Consider the following 23,327-nt stretch of genomic DNA (forward strand, 5'->3'; position numbering starts at 1 on the left):
CATTCCATCGGGGCGTAAAGCCCCTCCTACAGTTTGATGTAGGTCGGGCTTTATACCAATCGCCTCAAGCTACTACACTCTACACCAAGGTCGCCAAGACCGCGAAGCAGATCCTGCGAGGGGAAACATCTCTGCCTTCTTTGCGGCCTTCGTGTAAAAGCTTTGGGTGTTTGGTATTATCCCCGACACGTCGCGTGAATGTCGGGCATAAAGCCCGCCCTGCATCAAGCGGACCACTACGCGAGGCCTGCCCGGCGCTTGAGGGCGAGCACGCGCTGGTAGGAGGCGTCAATGCGGGCCGCCGGGATCCGGCCGGACTCGACGGCGCGGGCGATGATCCCCGCCGCCTTCCCCGCGATGGCGGGATCGTAGCGCAGGTTGTTGCCGAAGCACAGGACGTCGATGCCCGCCTCGAGCGCGAGCAGCACGGATTGCTCCAGGCCGTAGTGGCTGGCGATGGCCTTCATCTCCATGTCGTCGCTCATGAGGACGCCCTGGAAACCGAGCTGGTCGCGCAACAGGCCGGTCTGCACGGCCCGGGACAGGGTGGCGGGGTGTTCCGGATCGAGCCGGCGGTTGATGACGTGCGCGCTCATGACCACGTCGCACAGGCCGGCCGCGATCAGCCGGCGGAAGGGAATCAGCTCCCGCTCGTGCCAGGTGGCCGTGACATCGACGAGGCCGAGGTGGGTGTCGCCGGTCGCGCTGCCGTGGCCGGGAAAATGCTTGGCGCAGCACAGCACGCCGTGCGCCCGGTGCGCCTTGACGAATTCCGCGGCGTGGCGGGCGACCGCCTCCGGGTCGGGGGAAAAACTGCGGCCCTTGCCCTTGATGATCGGGTTTTCAGGGTGGGCGTCGAGGTCCACCACCGGCGCGAGGTTCAGGTTGATGCCGAGGTCCGCGAGGGTCGACGCCGTGAGCGCCGCCTGGCGGTAGGTCTCCGCCGGTTGGTCGAGCCGGCCGAGTTCCTCGTGGGAAACGCTCGCGGGAAAGCCATAGGCGGGCTTCAGCCGGTTGACGCGACCGCCCTCCTGGTCGATCGACACGAGCAGCGGCACCGCCGCCTGGGCCTGCAGGTGGGCGAGCAGCGCACGGACCTGGTCGGGCGAGACAATGTTGCGGGAGCGCGGGCCGCCGCTATCGACTGTGTCGCCCTGGCCCCCGGAGCCTTGGCGAAGGGGGCCGGCCATGTCCTGGTCGAACAGGATGACGCTGCCGATGTGATGCTCGCGGATGTCGCGGACGATGACATCGCACTCGGCCGGGACCGCGCCGCGAAAACCGACGAGGAGCAGCTGGCCGATCTTTTCGCGCAGGGTGGGGGCAGCAGCCATGTTCATCCGGGGCGCTTCACGGCGCCGATGCCGGGCTGGTTGGACAGGGTGATCCTGCCGTCCACGATCGTCGCGCCGTCGAAACAGTCGTTCTTGATCAGCACCGCGCCGTCGAGATCCGCCCAGTCGACCAGGGGCGAGAGCTGCGCGGCTGCGGAAATGGCGCACGAGGTCTCGGTCATGCAGCCGAGCATCACCTTCAGGCCGAGGGCGCGGGCGAGCGTGATCATCCGGTGCGCCTCGCGCAGGCCGGTGCACTTCATGAGCTTGATGTTGATGCCGTCGAACACGCCCCGCAGCCGCGCCACGTCGGCGAGCCGCTGGCAGCTCTCGTCGGCGATCAGGGGCAGGGGGCTGCGTTCGCGCAGCCAGGCGGTGTCGTCCAGCTGCGCCTTCGGCATGGGTTGCTCGATGAAGAGCACGCCCTGGGTGGCGAGCCACTCGATCTTCTTCAGCGCCTCGTTCCGGTCGGTCCAGCCCTGGTTGGCGTCGACGGTAATGGGCGTGGCGGTGACGGAGCGGATGGCCTCGATCATCATGCGGTCGGTGTCGCGGCCGAGCTTCACCTTGATGATCTTGTAGGGTGCGGCCTCGCGGGTCTTCTGGCGCACGACCTCGGCGGTATCGAGGCCGATGGTGAACGAGGTGACGGGGGTCTTCGCCGGGTCGAGGCCCCAGATCCGGTGCCAGGGAACGCCGAGTTTTTTCCCGATCCAGTCGTGCAGGGCGATGTCGAGGGCGGCCTTGGCGGCGGTGTTGCCCGGGGCGAGGGCGTCGATCCGCGGCAGGATTTCCTCCAGCTTGAAGGGGTCCGTGACCGCCGCGGCGTCGAACAAATTGAGGAACCTGGCGGCGCTCTCCTGCGACTCGCCGAGATAGGGGGGCATGGCGGCCTCGCCGTAGCCGGTGATACCGTCGTGCTCCAGTTCGACCAGCACCGCCGGGGTGGTCGTGCGCGAACTCGTGGCGATGGTGAAGGCGTGGGCCAGCTCGAGCGTGTAGGGATAATGGCGCAGTCGCATGGCTATTACCGGAGGGTGCCGCGGGCGGGGAATCTTGCAAGTCCATCGCCGGCTCGACCCCAAGTGCCCAATGAAAATCCATACGGATGCTTCCCAGCTTGCCCTCGGCGAGGCGCTGGCCAAGCTGCCTTCAAGTGGTGTTCACGTGGGCCAACGTGCATGCAACGCCTGAAGTTGCCCTTTGCCCAAATAACTAATTAAGCCGAACGGCCTATTATTGATTAGGCCAACTCTCGTAGTTTTACATCAGTGAAACCGCACAATCAATTTAACTGCCGGGCCTTGTCGATTTGGATAAGCCAACCCCGGTTGGTTTAATCAACGTTAGGCACGATCCCAATTATCCAATGAATATCGTCGCTGGTTTGAAAGCCGCAGCCAAGTCGCTCGCCGTCGGTCCAAAGGCGCAGTCGTTTCGAGCGGCGGGCAAGGTTGTCAAATGTCTCCACTGTGAAAACGTTTTGTTTCGGAAGCGAAAAGCTTCACTGAATACCGCTGCGAGCTCGTTATCCGGCACGGAGTGGACCGACCATGAAGCGTGTGTTTTGGTTTGTGCGAATTGCACTCGCATTGAGTGGTTTTTCGATGCCCTCGACCCTGAACCCGATGCCTAACCAATCCTCGCATCCGCCGCTGGCCTTCGGCCGGCGCGGATGAAATCAACGTTGGGCAATGAATCTCTGGGACACTGACTGGGGTATCACGATTCCCGCGCTAATCGGCGGTTTTGGCGTTGTCGTCGGTGTTGTCGGCGCATGTTGGTATGCACTTAAGAAGCGACGGCTTGCTCGGTGGACAAAGACAAAAGGAAGAGTCGAGTGTTACGAAACGCTCCCGGCCGAAGGCGATGGATTCTACTATAACCCACGAATCGTGTTTTCTGACACGTTCGGTCGTGACGTTCGGTTTGGCGTGGAAGCCAGGTGGAATAATCAGGTGTTCGAGGTTGGTGGTGAAATTCCAGTGCGATTCGATCCAAGCAATCCATATAACGCCGTCATTGATCAATGGTCCGATTCATACGCTGAGGTCATCGTCCTATACATCTTTTCTGGTTTTCTGATCACCGGAGCGATAGGCATGGCCTGTTTCTTTCGCTCCACAAAATGAAGGTGCCCAACCACTCGACGGAACCACGCTCGCCAAGCCGAGCTGGTTCACCGTAACGTTGATCTAGCACAATAAGATGAGCAAAGATTTACCACGCGGTGAAATTGGGGCGCTCCCGGTGGCTCATGCGAAGGAAGAAAGTCGCCCGCCCCGTCGTGGCATAGTCGGTTTTCGTGCGCTCTTCGGTCTTCTTGGTGTCTTGTTCGCGATTCCCGCGATTGGCGAGTTGTGGACCGGAAAGGCCTTCGGTAGACACGGAACACTCATTGCCACGCGGGAGAGCTCGCCGGTTGCCTTCTGGCTTTTGGCTATCCTGTCGGTTGGTGTCAGTGCTCTGATGCTGTTCCTCGCTACAAGACCAGTCGGGAGAACCAAATGAAGATGCCGAACCATATGCCAGTGCCAATGTCAGGGCTGCACCCTGCCATGACACATCGTTAACGTTAGCCAATTTCCATGAAACGCGCCATCCTGCTGTTCATTCTATTGACCGTTGCACTAATTGCTGAAGATCTGCCCAAAGCAGCACCCGGTTTTAAGTGGCAAGAATTCTCCAAAGCGTGTGTTGTGTTGCAGGTGCCCTACGGTTGGCAGTGGCGCGAAAAAAACAATCGGCCCGCGCAAACTGTCACGATCAGTCCAGAATTCAATGCGCGTGGCGGATACGACTCAGGATTCACCCTAAACGCCGTGGTATGCCACAGCGAAAAAGAGTGGAAGGATGCCTATTTCTCGTCGCTTCAGCTTTGGGCGGATACCGCGAAGGAAATCAAGGCACTGGGTAAACCTACCTTTGAGAAGGTGATTCAGAATAAAGATAAGACGATGCAGGTCTTCGTTATAGAAGGTGACATGTATCTGCCAAATGCTCCGCACCCGAAAGAAAAGTATCGAGTGCGCACCATCGTCCGAGCCATCCCACCTGCTGGATTAGTCTATGTTTACTCTATCGGAGCATTGGTGAAAGATTGGGATGAGATATGGAAGATTGGAGAGACTATGCTGGAACCAATCGTCTTCCATTTACCCGATGAGAAGGGCTAACCAATCTCCGCAGACATTTCTGGCCTTCGGCCCGACTGGCTGACATCAACGTTAGGCTAACCTTGCACACAGATCGCACACGGATTCAGTTCGTTTAAGGTCTCTCACTGACTTCTCGCGTCGCAAACAGTCGTTCTGGCCAAAACTCACAAGCCCTCTGATACGTCGTGAGTAGTCACAAAAAAACGCCCTAAGTCGCCTCAGTGCGTTTTCTTGAAAATGGTCGGGACGGAGAGATTCGAATTTTCGACACCTCCTTCCAAGTGCCCGCGCTTCAGCCAGAAACGATTTTCGATTTTCCGAGTGTGTCCAGATTTGTGCCTTCGCGCGGTCTTTCGCCCGAGGCAGCGGGTCCTAGATCACGCCGCACGGGGGTGACCGTCCCGGCCTGTTTTAGCTGCCTTGGCCGGGCCAATCCAAAATTGGAGGGAGTCCCCCCTTCGTGTGCGCTGTCGCGAATTGTCGCGGCCTACGGAGCCGCTGCCTTGGATACTATGGGACAATGCCTTCAAACAGCATATTGGCCCGCCGGAGGCGGGCAGGAGCGCGGAGCGCGAACGTTAACCTTGTATACTATGGGACAATGCCTCCAAACTCGCCTTCATGAATTGATTTTAGCTTTTGGCTGTGACGGAACCGGTCGCGAATTGACACAGCGGCAGCAATGTGCAGTTTCGAACCGCGCTTCATATTCGAAGAGTTGCCATGTAAGAACGGCGGTGCCAAGCCGTCCGGAAGTGGTCGAGAACGGCGGAGCGCAGTCCTGTGGCCTGCTGGCATCCCGCTGTTGGCCCTTAATTCTCGACCAAGGTTCTGTCATGGCTACTGAAAATTCTTCGGAGGTTCAACACCTCCTGACTCTCAACGAAGCCGCTCGTCGGCTCAACGTTTCACGTCGCACTCTCGAGCGATTGATTTCCCAGTGGAAATTTCCCCACCCGGTGAAAATCAACCACTCGTCCCGCGTTTTGCTCTCCGATTTGGAGGGCTATGTCGCTAAGCTTGTGGCGCAGAGACCCAGCCAATGATTTGTCACGTCTACCGGCGCGGGCGTCTCTACTGGGGCAAACTGCAACTCAGCCACGAGCTGCAATTGTCCCGGTTTCCCCTCGGCACGACTGACCGTCACGTTGCGCAAGGTAAGTTGCACTATATCGCGATTGAACGGGAGAAGGAGCACATGGGGCTCATTCCCCCCAGGACGGTGCGGGAGGCCCTGGCTAAGCCTCTGCTGGATCTACTGCAGTCGTTCCTTGACGACATGAAGGCCCGGGGTCGGGCGCCCAACACAGTCAAGAAATACGGGAAGGACATGCGCAGAGGTTTCACGCTCTGTGGCTGGAAGCTGCTCCCCGATGTAACTGCTCGATCGTTCTCTGAGTGGCGCGTGCGGTGTTCGCTGCATCCCAAAACAGTCAACGACCTGCTCGGTGCGCTCAACTCCTTCTTCGGCTGGCTCGTCCGTCAGCGCCTCGCTCTGGAAAACCCGCTCTCTCACGTCGAGCGGGTAAACACGAAAGGCCTGTGCGGCCAGTTTCGACGGAGCTATAGCGCCGCCGAACTGGCCGCCCTGCTCAACGTGTCACCTCCCTCCCGTCGAGCCGTTTATTTCACGGCCGCTTACACCGGTCTGCGTCGCAATGAACTGCTCTGCCTGCAGTGGGGTGACATTTATTTGGACGCCGCTGAGCCGTTCGTCCGTGCACGGGCTTCGACCACGAAAAACCGCAAGGAGGCCGTTCTGCCCCTGCACCCGGACCTTGCTGCGATGCTTCGTTCTATGCGTCCTCCTGACGCCGCGCCGTTCACGCCGGTCTTTGCTCAAGTGCCCCGCGTCGATACGCTCCAGCGTGATTTGCAGGCTGCGGGCGTCCCTTTTCTCGACGGGCGCGGGCGGCGGCTCGATTTTCATTCGCTGCGGGTCACCTACGGCACGAACCTCACTCTGAGCGGTGCACTCCCTCGCGTGGTGATGGAACTCATGCGGCACAGCGAAATGAGTCTGACGATGAAGCTTTATACGGACGTGGCCCAACTGCCTCTTGCCTCCGCTGTCGCCAAGCTCGCGCCTGTCCCGGCAGCGTGTCCTGAAACGTGTCCAGATACGTGTCTAAACGGGGGTCGTGACGGGTCGCACGTTGTCGCCTCATGACGTGCAGAGGCAGAGCACTTGAATCTTGCAATTATCTCTGCGTGTCGCGTTTAGTCGCGTCTAGGCCCTCTCTGTTCGCGAATTGTCGACCACTTGAAAATGGTCGGGACGGAGAGATTCGAACTCTCGACCTCTTGCTCCCGAAGCAAGCGCTCTACCAGGCTAAGCTACGTCCCGATTTCAGTTCCGGTCCGACCGGAAAAGAGCGGTCAAGAGACCTCAAAGGCCGGGGGGATAGCAACCAAAATATTCCGCCGGCGTAAATTCCTCCCCGGGAGGCAAAACGCGGCCAAAACCGCCCGGGCCAGCGCCTAATACCAAACACCCAAAGCTTTTACACGAAGGCCGCAAAGAACGCAGAGATATTGCCCATCGCAGGGTCTGCTTCGCGGTCTTGGCGACCTTGGTGTAGAGTGTAGTCGCTTGAGGCCATTGGTATCATGTATCATTGATCATTCCGGCCGCGCAGGGAACCGGGGTTTCGGCGCGTTTCCGGGGCCGATGCGAGGCCCGGCGCCACCCGGAGAAAGCGTTGAGCTGGAAGCCGGCGCCCACCTGGTCGGGGTATAAAACCCCTCCCACAACTGCCCGCGGGCTTATGACAGGATTCGCCCGCCGCCCCTCGGGTGCACAGTTCCGCTCGCAGCGCCCGGATGCACCGCGTCACTGTGCCGGTTCGGTCCAAAAAACATGGTTGCAAGGAGCGCCCCGGCGGCCCGTTGATTGTGCTTCAATGCACGGCTGAAACCACGGGGTTCCGGCGCGACTGCATGGCACAGTTGAAGCTGTGTTCCGCCCGCCACCCTTTCCATGTCCCAATCCCACGACTCCGCGCCCGCCGGCCGCCCCGGCAAGCAAGGCCTTTATGACCCCTGGTTCGAGCATGACGCCTGCGGCGTCGGCTTCATCGTGGACATGAAAGGGCGCAAGTCGCACCAGATGGTCGCGGACGGCCTGCAGATCCTCCGCAACCTCGACCACCGCGGCGCGAGCGGCGCCGAGGTCAACACCGGCGACGGCGCCGGCATCCTCCTCCAGGTCCCGCACAGGTTCTTCGCCGAGGGCTGCAAGGCCTCCCTGCGCTTCACGCTGCCCGAGGCCGGCCAGTATGGCGTCGGCCTGATCTACCTCCCGCGCAACGCCACCGTCCGCCGCAAGGTCGAGGAGAAGTTCGAGCAGGTCGTCCAGGCCGAGGGCTGCACCTTCCTCGGCTGGCGCACCGTGCCGGTCAAGAACGCCTCGCTGGGCGACACCGCGAAGTCCGCCGAGCCGTTCATGCGCCAGTGCTTCATCGCGCGCCCCGACGGTTTCGACGAGCTGGCCTTCGAGCGGAAGCTCTACGTCATCCGCAAGCGCGCCTACAACGACATCCGTACCTCGACCATCGCCGGCGCCGAGGCCTGGTATGTCGCCAGCCTCTCGATGCGCACCCTCGTCTACAAGGGCATGCTCACGACCGACCAGGTCGACAACTACTTCCCCGACCTGAAGCACCCGGCGATGGAGTCGGCCCTCGCCCTCGTCCACTCGCGCTTCTCGACCAACACCTTCCCGAGCTGGGAGCGCGCGCATCCCTACCGCTACCTCGCGCACAACGGCGAGATCAACACCCTCCGCGGCAACATCAACTGGATGCACGCCCGCCAGGCGCTCTTCGAGAGCCCCGTCTTCGGCGACGACATCAAGAAGATCATCCCGATCGTGAACCCCAACGGTTCCGACTCGTCGATGTTCGACAACACCCTCGAGCTGCTCGTCCTCGCCGGCCGCCCGCTGGCCCACGCGATGATGATGCTCATCCCCGAGCCGTGGTCCAACCACGAGTCGATGGACCCGCAGCGCCGCGCGTTCTACCAATACCATTCCTGCCTCATGGAGCCGTGGGACGGCCCCGCGGCGATGGGCTTCACCGACGGCACGCAGATCGGCGCCATCCTCGACCGCAACGGCCTCCGCCCGGCGCGCTACTACGTCACGAAGCAGGGCACCGTCGTCATGGCCTCCGAGGCCGGCGTGCTCGACTTCCCGCCGGAGGACATCGTGCAGAAGGGCCGCCTCCAGCCGGGCCGCATGTTCCTCGTGGACACCGCCCAGGGCCGCATCATCGAGGACGAGGAGATCAAGCGCACCATCGCCGGCGCCCAGCCCTACCAGGACTGGATCAAGCAGCACCTCGTCCACCTCAGCGACCTCCCCGAGGCGCCGTCCGTCGAGACGCCCGACCACGCCACGCTCCTCCAGCGCCAGATCGCCTTCGGCTACACCTTCGAGGACGAGCGCGTCATCATCGCCCCGATGGCCAAGGACGGCGTCGAGGCCGTCGGCTCCATGGGCAACGACGCCGCGCTGGCGGTGCTCTCCAACAAGCCGCGCCTGCTCTACGACTATTTCAAGCAGCTCTTCGCCCAGGTCACCAACCCGCCGATCGACTCGATCCGCGAGGAGATCGTCATCTCGCACGAGACCCGCCTCGGCTCCGAGGGCAACCTGCTCAACCCGCAGCCCACGGCCTGCCGCCGCGTCGAGCTGAAGTGGCCCGTCCTCACCAACGAGGAGTTCGCCAAGATCCGCCGCACCAACCTCCCTGGCCTCAGGATGGGCGTGCTGCCCATCCTCTTCCGCGTCGCCCGCGGCGAGAAGGGCCTGGCCAAGTCCATGGAGGAGCTCTCCATGATGGCCCGCCGCATGATCGAGGAGGAGGAGGTCAACGTCATCATCCTCTCCGACCGCGGCGTCACCAAGGAATTCGCGCCGATCCCGTCGCTGCTCGCCGTTGCCGGCCTGCACCACTACCTCATCCGCGAGGGCCTGCGCACCCGCGTGTCGCTCGTGCTCGAGACGGGCGACGCCCGCGAGGTGCACCACTTCTCCCTGCTCATCGGCTACGGCTGCAGCGCCATCAACCCCTACGTCGCGTTCGAGACGATCGACGACATGATCCGCGAGGGCATGCTCTCCGGTATCGACCACAAGAAGGCCTGCGCCAACTTCGTGAAGGCCGCCTCCAAGGGCGTCATCAAGGTCATGTCGAAGATGGGCATCTCCGCCATCCAGTCCTACCGCGGCGCCCAGGTCTTCGAGGCCCTCGGCCTGCGCCAGGACGTCGTCGACCACTACTTCACCTGGACGCCCTCGCGCGTCGGCGGCATCGGTCTCGATGTCATCGCGCAGGAGATCCTCATGCGCCACCGCCTGGCCTACCCGGACCGCCAGGTGAACGGCCACGTGCTGCCCGTCGGCGGCCTCTACCAGTGGCGCTCCAGCGGCGAGGCCCACCTCTTCACGCCCGAGTCGGTGCACGCCCTCCAGAAGGCCGTCCGCCAGAACTCCAAGCCCGCCTACGCGGCCTACGCCAAGCTCGTCAACGAGCAGGGCAAGAACCTCTGCACGCTGCGCTCGCTCCTCGACTTCAAGGCCGGCCCCGCGGTCCCGCTCGAGGAGGTCGAGCCCATCGAGAAGATCATGAAGCGCTTCAAGACCGGCGCCATGTCCTACGGCTCCATCTCGAAGGAGGCGCACGAGACGCTCGCCATCGCCATGAACCGCATTGGCGGCAAGTCCAACACCGGCGAGGGCGGCGAGGATTCCGAGCGCTTCACCTGGACCAACGAGCAGGGCGATTCCAAGAACTCCGCCATCAAGCAGGTCGCTTCCGGCCGCTTCGGCGTCACGAGCGAATACCTCGTCCACGCCCGCGAGCTCCAGATCAAGATGGCCCAGGGCGCCAAGCCCGGCGAGGGCGGCCAGCTGCCCGGCACCAAGGTCTACCCGACCATCGCCAAGACCCGCGGCACCACCGCCGGCGTCGGCCTCATCTCCCCCCCGCCGCACCACGACATCTATTCCATCGAGGATCTCGCGGAGCTCATCCACGACCTCAAGAACGGCAACAAGGACGCGCGCATCTCCGTGAAGCTCGTCTCCGAGGTCGGCGTCGGCACCATCGCCGCCGGCGTCGCCAAGGCCCACGCCGACGTCGTGCTCATCTCCGGCTATGACGGCGGCACCGGCGCCTCGCCGCAGACCTCCCTCCAGCACGCGGGCCTCCCGTGGGAGCTCGGCCTCGCCGAGACCCACCAGACCCTCGTCCTCAACAACCTCCGCTCGCGCATCGCCGTCGAGACCGACGGCCAGCTCAAGACCGGCCGCGACGTCATCATCGCCGCGCTGCTCGGCGCCGAGGAGTTTGGCTTCGCCACCGCGCCGCTCGTCGCCACCGGCTGCATCATGATGCGCGTCTGCCACCTCAACACGTGCCCCGCCGGCGTCGCCACGCAGGACCCGCAGCTCCGCGCCAAGTTCGCCGGCAAGCCCGAGCACGTCGTGAACTTCATGCGGTTCATCGCCGAGGACATGCGCGAGCTCATGGCGTCGCTCGGCTTCCGCACCATCGAGGAGATGATCGGCCGCACCGACCGCCTCGAGGCCCGGAAGGCCGTCGACCATTGGAAGGCCAAGGGCCTCGACTTCTCCAACATCCTCTACCAGCCGGACGTCGGCCCCGAGGTCGGCCGCTTCTGCTCGCAGAAGCAGGACCACGGCATCGATCGCTCCCTCGACATGACCACGCTGCTCGCGCTGGCCAAGCCCGCCATCGAGAACCGCGAGAAGGTCGTCGCCGAGCTGCCGATCCGCAACGTCAACCGCGTCACGGGCACCATCACCTCCGGCGAGGTCACCAAGAAGCATGGCGCCAAGGGCCTCCCCGAGGACACCATCCGCTTCAAGTTCAAGGGCTCGGCCGGCCAGAGCTTCGGCGCGTTCGTCACGCGCGGCATGACGCTCTCCATCGAGGGCGACGCCAACGACTACTTCGGCAAGGGCCTCTCGGGCGGCAAGCTCATCATCTTCCCCGACGCGAAGGCGACCTTCAAGGCCGAGGAGAACATGGTCATCGGCAACGTGGCCTTCTACGGCGCCAGCGCCGGCGAGGCCTACATCCGCGGCATGGCGGGCGAACGTTTCGCCGTCCGCAACTCCGGCGCCACCGTCGTGGTCGAGGGCATCGGCGACAACGGCTGCGAATACATGACCGGCGGCCACGTCGTCGTGCTCGGCCGCGCCGGCCGCAACTTCGGCGCCGGCATGTCCGGCGGCGTGGGCTACGTGCTCGACGAGGCGGGCGACTTCACCGGCCGCGTCAACCCGCAGATGGTCGGCATCGAGAAGCTCACCGACGCCAAGGAGATCGCCCTCGTGAAGGCGATGATCCAGAAGCACCTCGACTACACGAAGAGCGAGCGCGCCAAGGTCATCCTGGCCAACTGGGACAAGTTCGTCCCGCAGTTCGTCAAGGTGATGCCAAAGGACTACAAGCGCATGCTCGCCTGCATCGAGCGCGCCCAGGCGTCCGGCCTCACCGGCGACGAGGCGATCATGTCCGCCTTCGAGGAAAACGCGCGGGACCTGTCGCGGGTTGGCGGCAACTAAAGGGCTGAAGGACTGAAAAACTGAATGGCTGAACAAACCATGATTCTTCCAGATCTTTGTCATCACCCCATGCTTCACAATCCGGGCTCTAACCCTTCATCTCTTCAGGCTTTCAGTCTTCCAGCCGTTTCCGCACTTCCGCTCCCCATGTTTCAGCCATTCAGCCCTTCAGTCCTTCAGCCTTTTCCATCCCATGGGTAAACCAACCGGCTTCATCGAGTATCTCCGCGAACTGCCCGTCGACCTCTCCCGCGTCGGTAGCAACTAATCCCAAACAAATTCTTTTTCACAGGAGCTAACAGAGAGAACAGAGATTTAATTCTTCCTCAGTTATCTCCTGTAAAATGCCTTCCTTGGCTAACTTTGCTTCCTTGGTGCAAACCCAACCCAACTGATTTTACAGAAGCTCGCAAAGATCGCTGAGATTTTCCGAAACCAAGCCTCTGCTAACTCTGCTACCTCCTGTGAAAATACCTTCCTTAGCTACCTTAGCTTCCTTGGTGTAAACCCAACCAATTCATCTTACAGAAGCTCGCAAAGAACGCAGAGAAAACCATCCCTTCGCCACCTTAGCTTCCTTAGTGTAGAACCAAACCCAATTCATCTTACAGAAGTTCGCCAAGACCGCAGAGAAATTCTCCTCCCTCCGTTTCCTCAGTTATCTCCTGTAAAATGCCTTCCTTAGCTAACTTTGCTTCCTTGGTGTAAAAACATCTTCTTCAAATGGGAAAACCTACAGGCTTCATCGAGTACCTCCGCGAACTGCCCGTCGACCGCACGCCGGCCGAGCGCATCGGCGACTGGAAGGAATTCCACCACCACATGGACGAGAAGAAGCTTCGCACGCAGGGCGCGCGCTGCATGGACTGCGGCATTCCCTTCTGCCACACCGGCAAGCTCATCAGCGGCATGGCGTCCGGCTGCCCGGTCAACAACCTGATCCCGGAGTGGAACGACCTGGTCTACCGCGGCCTCTGGCACGAGGCGCTCGACCGCCTGCACAAGACCAACAACTTCCCGGAGTTCACCGGCCGCGTCTGCCCGGCGCCCTGCGAGGGCTCGTGTGTGCTGGGCATCAACGCCCCGCCGGTCACCATCAAGAACATCGAGGCCTCCATCATCGACAAGGGCTGGGAGGAAGGCTGGGTCGTCCCCGAGGCGCCCCAGGTCCGCACGGGCAAGAAGGTCGCCGTCATCGGCTCCGGCCCCGCCGGCCTGTCCGCCGCCGCGCAGCTCAACCGCGCCGGCCACACCGTCACCGTCTTCGAGCGCGCCGACCGCCCCGGCGGCCTGCTCATGTATGGCATTCCCAACATGAAGCTCGACAAGCAGGAGGTCGTCCTCCGCCGCATCAGGCTCATGGAGGCGGAGGGCATCCGGTTCATCTGCAACGCCAGCGTCGGCACGGGCGACAAGGACAACGTCGAGCCCCAGATCTTCCTGAAGGAATACGACGCCACCGTCATCTGCACCGGCGCCACGCAGCCGCGCGACCTGCCCATCGAGGGCCGCAGCCTGAAGGGCGTGCACTTCGCCATGGAGTTCCTCACCGCCAACACCAAGGCCGTGCTCAACGGCGGGGCGGAGCACGCGCTCATCAGCGCGAAGGACAAGGACGTCGTCGTCATCGGCGGCGGCGACACCGGCACGGACTGCGTCGGCACGTCGATGCGGCACGGCTGCCGGAGCCTCCTGCAGATCGAGATTCTCCCCAAGCCGCCGCTGGACCGCGCGGGCGACAATCCCTGGCCCGAGTGGCCCAAGGTCTACAAGCTCGACTACGGCCAGGAGGAGGCCGCCGCGAAGTTCGGCGCCGACCCCCGCATCTACGTCACGACGGTGAAGAAGTTCATCGGCGACGAGCAGGGCAACGTGAAGGAGCTGGTGACGGTCGAGATCAAGTGGGGCAAGAACGACAAGGGCCAGTTCGTGCCGCAGGAAGTCCCCGGCACCGAGAAGACCCGTCCCGCGCAACTCGTCCTCCTCGCCATGGGCTTCCTCGGACCCGAACAGCCCCTGCTCAAGGAACTCAACCTCGAGACCGACCCCCGCAGCAACATCAAGGCCGAGCACGAGAAGTATACCACTTCGTTGAAGGGTATATTTGCAGCGGGAGATTGTCGCAGAGGTCAGTCGTTGGTTGTATGGGCGATTAACGAAGGACGTGGGGCTGCTCGCGAATGCGACAGGTATTTGATGGGTTCTACGGATCTTCCGTAACCCTCAGGTTTCAGGTCTCAGGTTTCTGCCTTGGCGAGTGTGACAGGTATCTAATGGGCAGCACCGACCTGCCGTAAGTTACCTGACTTGCCTCGCCATAGCTCGCAGAGCGACGGCGGGTGGGCTCGACAGACCTGCCTTAATCTGTCCTCGGTTCTCTGTTTTCCGTCCTCCGTAATCGGCGCCGCCCGCGAGTGTGATCGTTACTTAATGGGTAGCACCGACCTTCCGTAACTCGCTTGCCGCGCCGTAGTGCTAGAACGTAGGCGGGTCAGGTTTCCGGCTGCGTTCACCCAAGTCAGCGGGCTTCTGTTGGGATCCTGTAGGGCAGGTGTAAGGATGCTGTATAGCACCTGTAAGGATCCAGTAAGGCAGAGGCGGGAGCTGCACTCCCGGCCTGAAGCAGGGTTATAATTCTTAACGCATCCTCCGGAGTAAGGCTGCCGTCTTTCTCCCCGTCGCTAATCTTGCCAAGTAAGTCCACTGACTTGTCTAGTAATTCAATTTTCCGTTCGATGCCCTGATCTTTAAAAAAGCGCACACGCTCCCAAATCGCTTCAAAACACTTGCGCATCGCATCAATCACTCGCCCATCACCTTTTATTGAAATCACAAGAGGTGAGCCGGAATCTACAAATGCTATTTTGACTAGGTTTTCGTCTAGTTTGTAGAGGCGTGCAATCTGCACGTAGAATTCTTTAATATCCGGAAGAACTGCGGAGATTTCCGCCTTGGTGAAGGTGACTGACGCTTCCGTCTCAAGTGAAGCAGACGGCTGCCAAATCGTGCGCAGTTCCAGGCTATCCGACTCAATCCGGTCCAAATTCGTCAACTGCCTCGTGAAAATATCCGGAGTAGCACTGACCGTGGCGAGCGCCGCGATCGGATTGAGCCGCGAGCTATGAGAAACCGTCGCACTGAATTGATATTTCTCCGCTACTTTATACTCCACGCCGGTCTGCCACACCGTCGCGGTTTCTGTCCTCAAAAGTGAGTTGGGATTGGTCACCGTCGCATGGTCAGCTTGCTGAAAGAAGCGCTCACCAAAAGTGGGTTCTCGAAAACCGTTTTGCACCTGCCCACGAAAAGTGAGACGGCTCGTTGGATTCCAAGAAGCCCCCAAAGTAGGGGTTAGCCGGTCAGAGCTGGGGGTAACTGATGGATTATGGCTGGAGCCCGGATGGCTCAGATGGTTGTCGTACTCCCAGGGAACGTCCAAACGGACGCCACCGAGCACGTGCAACGATTCGAAAATTTCAGAATCACTCAGCCCGAACAATCCCGCGCGCGCCCGTTTTCCCGTTCCGAAGGTGTGCTGGGCCAGCGGAAAATAGTTTTGCTCGCCGCTAAACTCGTTTGCGACCGCATCCACCCCCACCACGACCCGGGAATTCCCGGCCGGCCGCCAAGCACCAATAAGGGCACCACCCACGGTGGTGGATTCGTCGTTCACGACCTGTAAAAGCGGGACTTCTGTGGTGCGCGAAGAATCGATCGCACTGATTTCATACCCACGACTGGTCCACTGCACGAAGCCCGAGGCCTGCCAGGAAAACTGTGGCACCTTCGCAGAACTGAGGACGACCGACAGGGTGTTGCGGTCAGTATTGCCGGACTGCAACGCAGTCCCCTCATTCCACTCTTCATGAAAGGAGCGCCAGGTGATACTCAATTCACGATCTTGTCCCGCAGGCTGACGCCAACGGTTCTGGACCAGGTGGCCCTTCTGCCAGGCCTGCTGGTCGACCGGTCCACGTTGGGCAGACACAAGTGAGGATGGCTCCTGTTCATCAAAGTAGTGGGCCAGGAGCTGCCAGTTGCCTGATGCCGTGGGTTCGTTGGCGAGAACTGTAGCGCTCATCGAACCATAAGAAGCCAGATCGATTTGAACGGCACCATTTCGCTCGATCAGTTGCTTGGTAAGCTTGGGTTTGATTGGTCCTCCACCAATCGTCTCGGTCGGCACCGTCTTTGGCCTCCCGACCGCAGGTTCCGTGAAGAATTGCACTACTCCTCCTTCGGCCCAGTTGCCCCAGGCGCTCGCGCCCGACCCGGAGACTGTTTCCACCCGTCCAATGCCCAGCGGCGGAATTTCCCTTGGGTTAATCGACCCGGTGAAGGGATCCCTCAGGGGAATCCCATCGAACAGCGCAAGATAGGGGGCAGTTGGCGCCGCAACCTGAATCGATGACCAAGGGTCGCGATTAAGCGCGGTAAGTTTAATGTCCCTGTCTTGTGCCGGGCTGCCCGGGAGCACTTCTGCCCTGGCGGGAATAAAGGCAATCCGCTGAGGCACCCGGATTGCTGATATGAGGAAGGGGCGGGAAGTATTGGGCCACCCGTAATCCATTCGCAGGTTAAAAAAAAGCCGGAAGCGCAGTTTCTCCAGATCACTGATCCGCGGTTCGGGCGGCCGATATCCCGTCACCACCATGGGTCGCATCAGCATCGGGTTCGAATCATCTGGGTTTTTTACCGCTGGAACTGAAGCCGGATCGCCGGCATACACGCTTGCGGTCAAAGCCAGGAATAAAATGCCGCGAGCTGATGAAAGAGACCTGGGAACTGCGCGTAAGGCACTCACTGGAGAATAGTGATATACTACGACCAAGTGAGTTATTTCTTAGGCTTGGAGAATAAGCGCAGTGGGTCGGTCACTTTGCATGGGTCGGAGCCAGGCGTAGATTTTGATGAGCAAGCTGGCGGTGTTGCAGATCACCAGCAGGGTCGCGCCGACGAGGATCCCGAGGAAGATGCGTCCACCGGAGCGGGGCGGGGTGATAGATGACTACCAGGGACGCAAGCTCAGCGCGTTCTTCGGGTCGGGTTCTGCGTTTGACTAGCGATTGAAGAGGCCGGTCTTAACCGTCACAGGCGATTCGCTCATCGAGAATTTTTTAACGACCCCCTTATCATCAAAGAGAATGACAAGTTGCTTTTTCGTCCCACTAGCAGAGCCGCCAAAAAGACCGACCAGAGGAACGTAGTTGATGGCATCGGCCGACATTTTGGCCAATTCATAATTCCATATCTCCAAGCCACCATCCGTGAACGACGTGGTAAATGGCGAGCCATACGCCAGTTTGACCTCAGCTTTGGTGGTCTTCCCTTCAACGATCTTTTGTTGGATGCTCGACTCGGATTCTTTGCGGAGACTTTCGTTGCCGCTGCTTGCGCATCCAGTGAGCAAGATCAGAAGCAAGGAGACAATTAGGCGCGACAATACAGTGGTTTTTTTCATGATTATACAGGAGGTTATGCGGAGCCCTTTGCAGTGCTACGCATGCGTGGAGAGCAGTTCCTGTAACCTCAACGAGGCAAGGCGCGGCCAGACACAGCACGTTATAACAGCGATGCATTCTTCCCGTCTGGCCCGACGAGGATGCAAGCAATGACAGTTATTGCTGCGGCGGCAATCCCGGACTATATCGTGCCGACTGCGCCGTCGCTCAGTCCTCCCGAGGCGGTCACGATATCATCATCGCTCCAAGACTTCGGGCGTGGGCTCTTTCGCCTTGATGACCGGGACTTCTTTCAAGACCACCGTGCCAGTCTTCTCAACACCTTGGACCGTGATCTTGATGGGTTTTCCCTCCAGGATATCTGCCTCCGTAAAGACATAAGCGGGCCGCTTGTTCCGGCCCTTCGACACCTGGCCAATTGTTTTGGCCAGCTCGCTTGAATACTGCGCCGCGTCATAGGATCCCGATGACGCGATCTGCTTCAGGAGCTGGTTCAAGCCTGGGGGATTGGTCATGTCACTCATGGGGCTCTCCGGTTTGATTGTCAGTGATTGCCTTGATTGTCTTGATCAGATTGTCGCGGGTTATCTTGTCGGCGTTCTTCTCCGCGATTGAAGCCAGAATCTGCCCGCCCGCAAGTCCGACCGTGATGGCGCCAACCAGCTCGCCGAGCTTGAACGAAAGCGGCCGGGTGGGATCGGGGTTCAGGATATCGTAGGAGGCGAGGGGGCCATACAGGCCCCAGGTGACGAGCGCGGCCACGCTGCCGACGATGATGTGGGCATACCAGCCGGGGCGCCAGACGGTGCCGTCGGGGTCGGTGCTCGGCTTCTTGAAACCGTCGGCCAGGAAGCATTTCACAAGCCCGCCCACGGCGCCGAAGAGTCCTACCAGGATGGCAATGGCCCAGATGATATCAGTTGAGGTTTTCATGGGTGGCTAGGCGTCTCTGATGATGGCGGCGATTTTCTCGGTGAAGCCCTTCAGCATGCCCTGGACGATGGGGTCGTTGAAGGTAGCGGGCGTGGCGGGGGCTTTGACGGCGGCGTAAATCGCGGCGTATTCATTGACCGCGGCGATGATGGCAGTGGATTTTTCGGCAGTAGTCATGGGCTGGATGGGTTAGTGAGGGAACGTGGGGCTGGCCTTAAATATTTCAGTCGGTCGACAGAGCTAAGTGCGGCAGGATTGCAGAAATCTGAAAGCTGAGCCCTGAAACCTGAGGGAATAGCGCCCAAGGCATTGGGACCAAAATAGGGCAGGTCGAAGCAGCAGAAGCCTCCACGAGGCCAAGCGTCGCCAGATTGAAAATGCGGGTGTGCATTCCTCCCGTCTGGCCCGACGAGGATGCAAGCAATGACAGTTATTGCTGCTGCGGCAATGCTACATTGCAGAGACCTGACGGAGCGCGGGAAGCGCGAAGATGGCGTCGTGAAGCGAAGCGCAACAGCCCGATAGGGTGGTTGCTGCCGGGAGCGCTTCGGGCGGCAGCAGCCACAAACCTGAAGTCGAACCCACTCCGGATTAGGGTGTGTCTTCCAACCTCCGAAAAGGACCACTAATGGGATTTCACCAATGCTGAAATCCACCGAAACCGCTCCGGCTGATCGCCTGCGCGGTGGGTTTCGGGGGCCCGCTAATCGCGGGCAGAGAGGGCGGCGATCAGCCGCCCCCTGAACCTGTCGGCGGAGGCGATCAGCCGGAGCAGTGAAAGGAGATTACGCCGTTGGCGGAATCCTTTTAGTGGGCCCCTTTCCGGGCTTTGAAAACACTCCCTGGTGGTTAAGCTGATTGCGCTTCGCGCCTTTGCGGCTTGGCGTGAGAAAAATCAGCTTTCGTGTCGGGATATCCAGTAGAGCGGATGTCGTTTGCTGTGGCTGATCGACAGAATCTCCAGCTCCTCGCGGGGAATCTTCTCCCAATAGTAGAAGGCGTAAGGGAAGCGGCGGAGCAGGCCGCGCCGCACGTTGGCTTGGATTACCCGCCATTGCGCGGGGAATTGAACAAGCGCTCCGAAAGCATTCTCCGCCTCGTTCAGGAACGCAGCACCGAGCCCGGGTCGGATCGACTCGTAATATTGCGCGGCGGCGATCAGTTCGATTTCAGCTTCCCGCCGCAGGATGATTCTCATGGGCTTTGGCCAGCTTGGCCCGCCCTGAGGCTAACGCCTCCTGATACGGTCGGCTGGTTCCTTGGCCCGAAAGTGACTCCTGCTGGCGCTGGAGAGCGACCTGCAGCGCGGGATCTTCCCGCTCGATTTGCAGCATGAAGGCTGACACCTCGGCGTAGCCCTCCGGCGGCAGACCCTTGATCTCGGCGATGATCTCAGCGGCTTTCATCGAGGGCGAAGTTTGTCCATCTTGGCAGAAACGCAAACCCGTTGTCAGCGCGATCGGCTGCAGCAGGGTCTGGTTTGCGTGTGAAATTCATCGGACGACAGCCGGGCCCTGCTTCATGAAGGCGGCCAGGGTCACCGCCGAGAGCGGGTGGCCTTTCTTCCGCGCGATGGCGGTGTAGCGCTTCTTCAGCGCGGGGTCGGCGAGCACCTTGCGGTGGAACGCCCCGGCCTGCCGGAAACGCTCCCGGTGCGCGCGCTGGGCCGGCGTGGGCTTGATCCGGTCCATCCGCGGGAACCGGGTGACCACGAGCCCGTAGGAATACTGCTTGAAGACGATCCCGTCCACGTTGCCGCGCAGGTGTTTCAGGGCGGAGTTGAGTTCGGCTTTGGCCATAGGTTGGTTCGGGGAAGGTTCGTGTTACCTTCGTGTTACCTTCTTACATCCTTACACCATCCCTACACCTTCCCCTCACCGTCCCGTCACCTGATAACAGGCGGGATACAAGGAGGGTAATTGCGCGGTGCCGGGGGCGGCAGGGGGCCGGAGAATCAGGGTGCGGATGCATCTTTCCCGCCTGGCCCGACGAGACCGCTGACAATGCGGATGATTGCCCGGAGGGCAACACCGTATTCTCAGAGGACACGCCGTTGTTCCCTGCTGGGAACCCGGTGCTTGTCCTGAAACCTGCGTCCACCGGCGCAGTTTCAGGCAAGGAGGACAGAGGACGGAGGACGGTCATAACCGCATTAGTGTCCATTAGTGTCGATTAGTGGTTAACCGTTTGAGTTCGATTTCATCGACCCAACTGCCAGCTTGCCGAAATCATCCTCCGGACTAGCCTGCCTTCATGAGCAAAGCGGAGATTCTCGCGCAGCTGCCCAAGTTGTCCCCGCAGGAGCGCGGGGAGATTCTCGCGCAGCTCTGGCGGATGGAAGAAGCTTCCGGTCCGACTCCGCGGGAGAAGGCCTTGCTCGACGAAGCCCAGGCCAGTTACGACGCCAATCCCGGGACGGTCACCCCTTGGTCGGAAGTCGAGGCCCGGTTGCGTCGTCCGCCGCCTTGAACCGATTGGTGCTGGTCCGTCCGGCCGCCGAGGCGGATCTGGCGGCAGCCCGCGACTGGTATGAGCAACGACGGGCAGGGCTGGGGTTGGAGTTTTTGGACGAGACGGCTCGCGCGTTGCATGAATTGAAGCAAGAACCGGAACGGCCACGCCTGTATTACCGCAATTTTCGTCGCGTCTTTCTCCGTCGGTTCCCCTACAAGATATTCTATCAGGTCATCGGTTTGCGCATCGTGGTCTTCCGCGTGCTGCATGCGAAACAAGACCACAACCAAGGCCTCGACCATCCGTGTTAATCAGTGAAATCCGTGGTTATACCAAACACCCAAAGCTTTTACACGAAGGCCGCAAAGAACGCAGAGATATTTCCCCTCGCAGGATCTGCTTCGCGGTCTTGGCGACCTTGGTGTAGAGTGTAGCAGCTTGAGGCGATTGGTGTTAATCAGTGAAATGTGGCCGTCATCGCCCGAGGGGCGCCCATTCCGCCCACCCCTGCGCTTATCGCTCCGGGGCCAGCACGTTCCGTGCAGACCATCTCGCGCTGCTCGCGCTTCGTCCGTGGTTAAGACGCCTTCTTCTCTGTGACCTCTGCGTCCTCGATGTGAGACCTCCTCGGACTGAATTTAACGCGCCGTTGCGGTGCGTGAGGCCCTGCATCAACTCAGGCGCCAAACGGCGTTGCCGTGCTTTTCTTTTTTTTCTGCCGTATCTCGGTCAATTGCGTCAAAAGCGTGTCCTTCACCTGCAATTCTTCCGTGGTTATCGACCCTTTCTTTTTCTTAAAAATCGCAAGCCACTCATTCAAGTGGGCGATGATCAGATCGTAGTCGGCTGGGGATAGTAGCTGGGCGGGGTGTTTCATCGGAGGAGGGTATCATTGGGGGATCGTTACCATACTGGTTACGTATGAAGGGAACATGGGGTTCATACCTACCCTGCAACAGACCCATTTGGGCTGGCGAGATGGGCGGCCCCGGTTCGCTGGCAACCAGGGGGGCAGGGCAGGTAGTGCGGCGGCGGCAATGCGGCATGGCCGAAGCCCAATCCATTTAACACCGAGGTCACGAGGACACAGAGATTTAAACCCTGCCTGCTTTCCCATCCGTGTTATACCAAACACCCAGAGCTTTTACACGAAGGCCGCAAAGAACGCAGAGATATTTCCCATGGCAGGATCTGCTTCGCGGTCTTGGCGACCTTGGTGCAGCTACGACGTGTTCTGACGTGGGGAACGCACCCGAATATAAAAAGACGAGGTCCGCTGCGATCAAGCCGCCCGGCGCTCACTTCCCCGCCGCAATCGCCTGACCGACTTCGCGCGGTTTGGCTCCGGTGGCCAGCATGGCACGGACCAGCAGGTCAAACGATACGTTGGATTCGCCCGCTTCGAGCTTGGCCACCCGCGACTGGCTGGAGCCCAGCCGGCGGGCCAGTTCGGATTGCGAGAATCCCAGGTGGGCCCGGCGGTCGCGCACGGCGCCGGCGAGGGCCAGCCGCATGTTGACCAGGGTCGCTTCTTCCGGACTCAGCTTCAGGAGTTCCGCGGCGGAGCCGACGCGGAAGCCGGCTTTCTCCAGACGATGTTTCTTTTCGGCTTTCATGAGGTGATCCTTCAGTTGATGGACAGGTAAAGCTTGAGGCGTCGCTGACAGGCCCGGAGCACCGCAAGCGGGGTTTGTTGGGTTTGTTTTTCGTGGATTTCGAGGATTACCACCGCGTCGTCGGCGGTGTGATAGAAGATGCGCCAGTTTTTGGTTTTATCGGGGAGGCGAAGCTCATGACACCGGCGGCCAATGACGGGCATGGGCCGGGAGTGGGGGAGGCCGAGCGATTCGCCCCGCTGCAAGCGGCGGAGCAGCACGCCGGCCTCGACCCCGCGCCAGCTGGGTGAACGGCGGAGTCTTGATCTCGCCCTGCGACCAGCCAGCGGCTTGTCCACCTGCGTCATGTCCCACGGGTATGCCCGGTATGATATATGTCAAATCTGATATGCCGCCTCGGTGCGATGTCGGGACCGGCCCCCGTTCGAACATCAAGGCCGACCTGTCCTCCGTGGCTTTACGCGAAGGAGGAGCCCGAGAAACATACGACTTCCATCAAGGGCGCCTTCGCCGCCGGCGACTGCCGCCGCGGGCCGTCACTCGTAGTGTGGGCTATGGCTGACGCGTCGTCGTCCCACAGGGTGCGATACCACATTTGCGTCTTTGCGTTGATCATTCCCCTGTCTGGAATGCGACAGGTATTGACCGGCTCGACTGACCTGCCGCGAGGCCGGCCTCGGCTACGAATCAACTCAGGCGCCAAACGGCACGGTCGTGTGGCTCTTTTTTTGCCGCCGTATCTCGCTCAATAGCGTCGAAAGGGTCTCCCT

Annotated in this window: 21 protein-coding genes and 1 tRNA gene; 8 read left to right on the forward strand and 14 right to left on the reverse strand. The window is 60.7% G+C overall.

Going from position 1 to position 23,327, the window contains the following annotated elements:
* Positions 1 to 236: 236 nt before the first annotated feature.
* The gene (locus BLU29_RS12395; RefSeq protein WP_157693827.1) at positions 237 to 1,334 is read right to left on the reverse strand and encodes a glycoside hydrolase family 3 protein; all 1,098 of its coding nucleotides are present in this window, start codon (positions 1,332 to 1,334) and stop codon (positions 237 to 239) included.
* Between the two features lie 2 nt (positions 1,335 to 1,336).
* A complete protein-coding gene (locus tag BLU29_RS12400) occupies positions 1,337 to 2,356 on the reverse strand; it encodes a dipeptide epimerase (protein ID WP_091058395.1) in 1,020 nt (339 codons plus the stop codon).
* Between the two features lie 347 nt (positions 2,357 to 2,703).
* On the opposite strand from BLU29_RS12400, the gene BLU29_RS18070 reads away from it, so the two are divergent.
* The 4 genes from BLU29_RS18070 to BLU29_RS12420 all read left to right on the forward strand — a co-directional run bounded on the left by BLU29_RS18070 (position 2,704) and on the right by BLU29_RS12420 (position 6,662).
* Positions 2,704 to 2,970, forward strand: a complete 267-nt coding sequence (locus tag BLU29_RS18070) for a hypothetical protein (RefSeq protein WP_157693828.1) — start codon at positions 2,704 to 2,706, stop codon at positions 2,968 to 2,970.
* 58 nt (positions 2,971 to 3,028) lie between these two features.
* Positions 3,029 to 3,466, forward strand: a complete 438-nt coding sequence (locus tag BLU29_RS12405; RefSeq protein ID WP_091058419.1) for a DUF3592 domain-containing protein — start codon at positions 3,029 to 3,031, stop codon at positions 3,464 to 3,466.
* Positions 3,467 to 3,922: 456 nt separating this feature from the next.
* On the forward strand, positions 3,923 to 4,510 hold the full coding sequence (locus tag BLU29_RS12410; protein ID WP_091058422.1) for a hypothetical protein: 588 nt from the start codon (positions 3,923 to 3,925) through the stop codon (positions 4,508 to 4,510).
* A 1,024-nt stretch (positions 4,511 to 5,534) separates the two neighbouring features.
* Positions 5,535 to 6,662, forward strand: coding sequence for a tyrosine-type recombinase/integrase (locus tag BLU29_RS12420; RefSeq protein WP_091058428.1), 1,128 nt, complete (start codon positions 5,535 to 5,537; stop codon positions 6,660 to 6,662).
* A gap of 100 nt (positions 6,663 to 6,762) precedes the next feature.
* Here the strand turns inward: BLU29_RS12420 and BLU29_RS12425 are convergent.
* Positions 6,763 to 6,839 (reverse strand) — tRNA-Pro (locus tag BLU29_RS12425).
* A 633-nt stretch (positions 6,840 to 7,472) separates the two neighbouring features.
* Between BLU29_RS12425 and gltB the strand changes: the two genes are divergently transcribed.
* Both gltB and BLU29_RS12435 read left to right on the forward strand, forming a co-directional pair.
* Positions 7,473 to 12,092: a glutamate synthase large subunit gene (gene gltB / locus BLU29_RS12430; RefSeq protein ID WP_091058430.1), complete on the forward strand. Its 4,620-nt coding sequence runs from the start codon at positions 7,473 to 7,475 to the stop codon at positions 12,090 to 12,092.
* A gap of 723 nt (positions 12,093 to 12,815) precedes the next feature.
* A complete protein-coding gene (locus tag BLU29_RS12435; protein ID WP_091058432.1) occupies positions 12,816 to 14,312 on the forward strand; it encodes a glutamate synthase subunit beta in 1,497 nt (498 codons plus the stop codon).
* 298 nt (positions 14,313 to 14,610) lie between these two features.
* Here the strand turns inward: BLU29_RS12435 and BLU29_RS12440 are convergent, their stop codons facing one another.
* The 8 genes from BLU29_RS12440 to BLU29_RS12470 form a co-directional block, all read right to left on the reverse strand.
* Positions 14,611 to 16,896 (reverse strand): TonB-dependent receptor, encoded by a 2,286-nt coding sequence (locus tag BLU29_RS12440; RefSeq protein WP_172830259.1) that lies wholly within the window; start codon positions 16,894 to 16,896, stop codon positions 14,611 to 14,613.
* A gap of 255 nt (positions 16,897 to 17,151) precedes the next feature.
* Entirely contained in the window at positions 17,152 to 17,553 is a 402-nt protein-coding gene (locus BLU29_RS12445) for a hypothetical protein (protein WP_091058437.1), read from the reverse strand.
* Positions 17,554 to 17,790: 237 nt separating this feature from the next.
* Positions 17,791 to 18,078, reverse strand: coding sequence for a hypothetical protein (locus BLU29_RS12450; protein WP_157693831.1), 288 nt, complete (start codon positions 18,076 to 18,078; stop codon positions 17,791 to 17,793).
* Positions 18,071 to 18,487 carry a hypothetical protein gene (locus BLU29_RS12455; RefSeq protein WP_091058442.1) on the reverse strand — a complete coding sequence of 139 codons (417 nt, stop codon included), beginning with the start codon at positions 18,485 to 18,487 and terminating at the stop codon, positions 18,071 to 18,073. Before BLU29_RS12455 ends, BLU29_RS12450 begins: the two co-directional genes overlap by 8 nt.
* Positions 18,488 to 18,493: 6 nt before the next feature.
* Positions 18,494 to 18,664: a hypothetical protein gene (locus BLU29_RS18080; protein WP_157693832.1), complete on the reverse strand. Its 171-nt coding sequence runs from the start codon at positions 18,662 to 18,664 to the stop codon at positions 18,494 to 18,496.
* A 718-nt stretch (positions 18,665 to 19,382) separates the two neighbouring features.
* The gene (locus BLU29_RS12460; protein ID WP_091058444.1) at positions 19,383 to 19,685 is read right to left on the reverse strand and encodes a hypothetical protein; all 303 of its coding nucleotides are present in this window, start codon (positions 19,683 to 19,685) and stop codon (positions 19,383 to 19,385) included.
* Positions 19,657 to 19,893 (reverse strand): hypothetical protein, encoded by a 237-nt coding sequence (locus BLU29_RS12465; RefSeq protein ID WP_091058447.1) that lies wholly within the window; start codon positions 19,891 to 19,893, stop codon positions 19,657 to 19,659. Before BLU29_RS12465 ends, BLU29_RS12460 begins: the two co-directional genes overlap by 29 nt.
* A gap of 87 nt (positions 19,894 to 19,980) precedes the next feature.
* Positions 19,981 to 20,286, reverse strand: a complete 306-nt coding sequence (locus BLU29_RS12470) for a hypothetical protein (protein WP_091058449.1) — start codon at positions 20,284 to 20,286, stop codon at positions 19,981 to 19,983.
* Between the two features lie 454 nt (positions 20,287 to 20,740).
* Between BLU29_RS12470 and BLU29_RS18085 the strand changes: the two genes are divergently transcribed.
* Both BLU29_RS18085 and BLU29_RS18090 read left to right on the forward strand, forming a co-directional pair.
* The gene (locus BLU29_RS18085; RefSeq protein ID WP_157693833.1) at positions 20,741 to 20,956 is read left to right on the forward strand and encodes a hypothetical protein; all 216 of its coding nucleotides are present in this window, start codon (positions 20,741 to 20,743) and stop codon (positions 20,954 to 20,956) included.
* Positions 20,957 to 20,964: 8 nt separating this feature from the next.
* Positions 20,965 to 21,252 carry a type II toxin-antitoxin system RelE/ParE family toxin gene (locus tag BLU29_RS18090; RefSeq protein WP_157693834.1) on the forward strand — a complete coding sequence of 96 codons (288 nt, stop codon included), beginning with the start codon at positions 20,965 to 20,967 and terminating at the stop codon, positions 21,250 to 21,252.
* A gap of 365 nt (positions 21,253 to 21,617) precedes the next feature.
* On the opposite strand, the gene BLU29_RS12480 is transcribed toward BLU29_RS18090, so the two are convergent.
* The 3 genes from BLU29_RS12480 to BLU29_RS12490 form a co-directional block, all read right to left on the reverse strand.
* Positions 21,618 to 21,818 (reverse strand): hypothetical protein, encoded by a 201-nt coding sequence (locus BLU29_RS12480; RefSeq protein ID WP_091058455.1) that lies wholly within the window; start codon positions 21,816 to 21,818, stop codon positions 21,618 to 21,620.
* 421 nt (positions 21,819 to 22,239) lie between these two features.
* Complete coding sequence (locus BLU29_RS12485) at positions 22,240 to 22,557, reverse strand: helix-turn-helix transcriptional regulator (protein WP_091058457.1); 318 nt, start codon at positions 22,555 to 22,557, stop codon at positions 22,240 to 22,242.
* 11 nt (positions 22,558 to 22,568) lie between these two features.
* Positions 22,569 to 22,904: a type II toxin-antitoxin system RelE/ParE family toxin gene (locus tag BLU29_RS12490; RefSeq protein WP_197677707.1), complete on the reverse strand. Its 336-nt coding sequence runs from the start codon at positions 22,902 to 22,904 to the stop codon at positions 22,569 to 22,571.
* Positions 22,905 to 23,327: the final 423 nt, after the last annotated feature.

Source organism: Opitutus sp. GAS368 (assembly GCF_900104925.1).
GTDB lineage: Bacteria > Verrucomicrobiota > Verrucomicrobiia > Opitutales > Opitutaceae > Lacunisphaera.

Coding starts and splice junctions, on each gene's coding strand:
- BLU29_RS12410 (WP_091058422.1), top strand. CDS start 3,923: ATGAAACGCGCCATCCTGCTGTTCATTCTATTGACCGTTGCACTAATT.
- BLU29_RS12465 (WP_091058447.1), bottom strand. CDS start 19,893: ATGAAAGCCGCTGAGATCATCGCCGAGATCAAGGGTCTGCCGCCGGAG.
- BLU29_RS18080 (WP_157693832.1), bottom strand. CDS start 18,664: ATGACTACTGCCGAAAAATCCACTGCCATCATCGCCGCGGTCAATGAA.
- BLU29_RS12435 (WP_091058432.1), top strand. CDS start 12,816: ATGGGAAAACCTACAGGCTTCATCGAGTACCTCCGCGAACTGCCCGTC.
- gltB (WP_091058430.1), top strand. CDS start 7,473: ATGTCCCAATCCCACGACTCCGCGCCCGCCGGCCGCCCCGGCAAGCAA.
- BLU29_RS12450 (WP_157693831.1), bottom strand. CDS start 18,078: ATGAGTGACATGACCAATCCCCCAGGCTTGAACCAGCTCCTGAAGCAG.
- BLU29_RS18070 (WP_157693828.1), top strand. CDS start 2,704: ATGAATATCGTCGCTGGTTTGAAAGCCGCAGCCAAGTCGCTCGCCGTC.
- BLU29_RS12490 (WP_197677707.1), bottom strand. CDS start 22,904: ATGACGCAGGTGGACAAGCCGCTGGCTGGTCGCAGGGCGAGATCAAGA.
- BLU29_RS12460 (WP_091058444.1), bottom strand. CDS start 19,685: ATGAGAATCATCCTGCGGCGGGAAGCTGAAATCGAACTGATCGCCGCC.
- BLU29_RS12400 (WP_091058395.1), bottom strand. CDS start 2,356: ATGCGACTGCGCCATTATCCCTACACGCTCGAGCTGGCCCACGCCTTC.
- BLU29_RS12420 (WP_091058428.1), top strand. CDS start 5,535: ATGATTTGTCACGTCTACCGGCGCGGGCGTCTCTACTGGGGCAAACTG.
- BLU29_RS12455 (WP_091058442.1), bottom strand. CDS start 18,487: ATGAAAACCTCAACTGATATCATCTGGGCCATTGCCATCCTGGTAGGA.
- BLU29_RS12395 (WP_157693827.1), bottom strand. CDS start 1,334: ATGGCTGCTGCCCCCACCCTGCGCGAAAAGATCGGCCAGCTGCTCCTC.
- BLU29_RS12485 (WP_091058457.1), bottom strand. CDS start 22,557: ATGAAAGCCGAAAAGAAACATCGTCTGGAGAAAGCCGGCTTCCGCGTC.
- BLU29_RS12445 (WP_091058437.1), bottom strand. CDS start 17,553: ATGAAAAAAACCACTGTATTGTCGCGCCTAATTGTCTCCTTGCTTCTG.
- BLU29_RS12470 (WP_091058449.1), bottom strand. CDS start 20,286: ATGGCCAAAGCCGAACTCAACTCCGCCCTGAAACACCTGCGCGGCAAC.
- BLU29_RS12480 (WP_091058455.1), bottom strand. CDS start 21,818: ATGAAACACCCCGCCCAGCTACTATCCCCAGCCGACTACGATCTGATC.
- BLU29_RS12405 (WP_091058419.1), top strand. CDS start 3,029: ATGAATCTCTGGGACACTGACTGGGGTATCACGATTCCCGCGCTAATC.
- BLU29_RS18085 (WP_157693833.1), top strand. CDS start 20,741: ATGAGCAAAGCGGAGATTCTCGCGCAGCTGCCCAAGTTGTCCCCGCAG.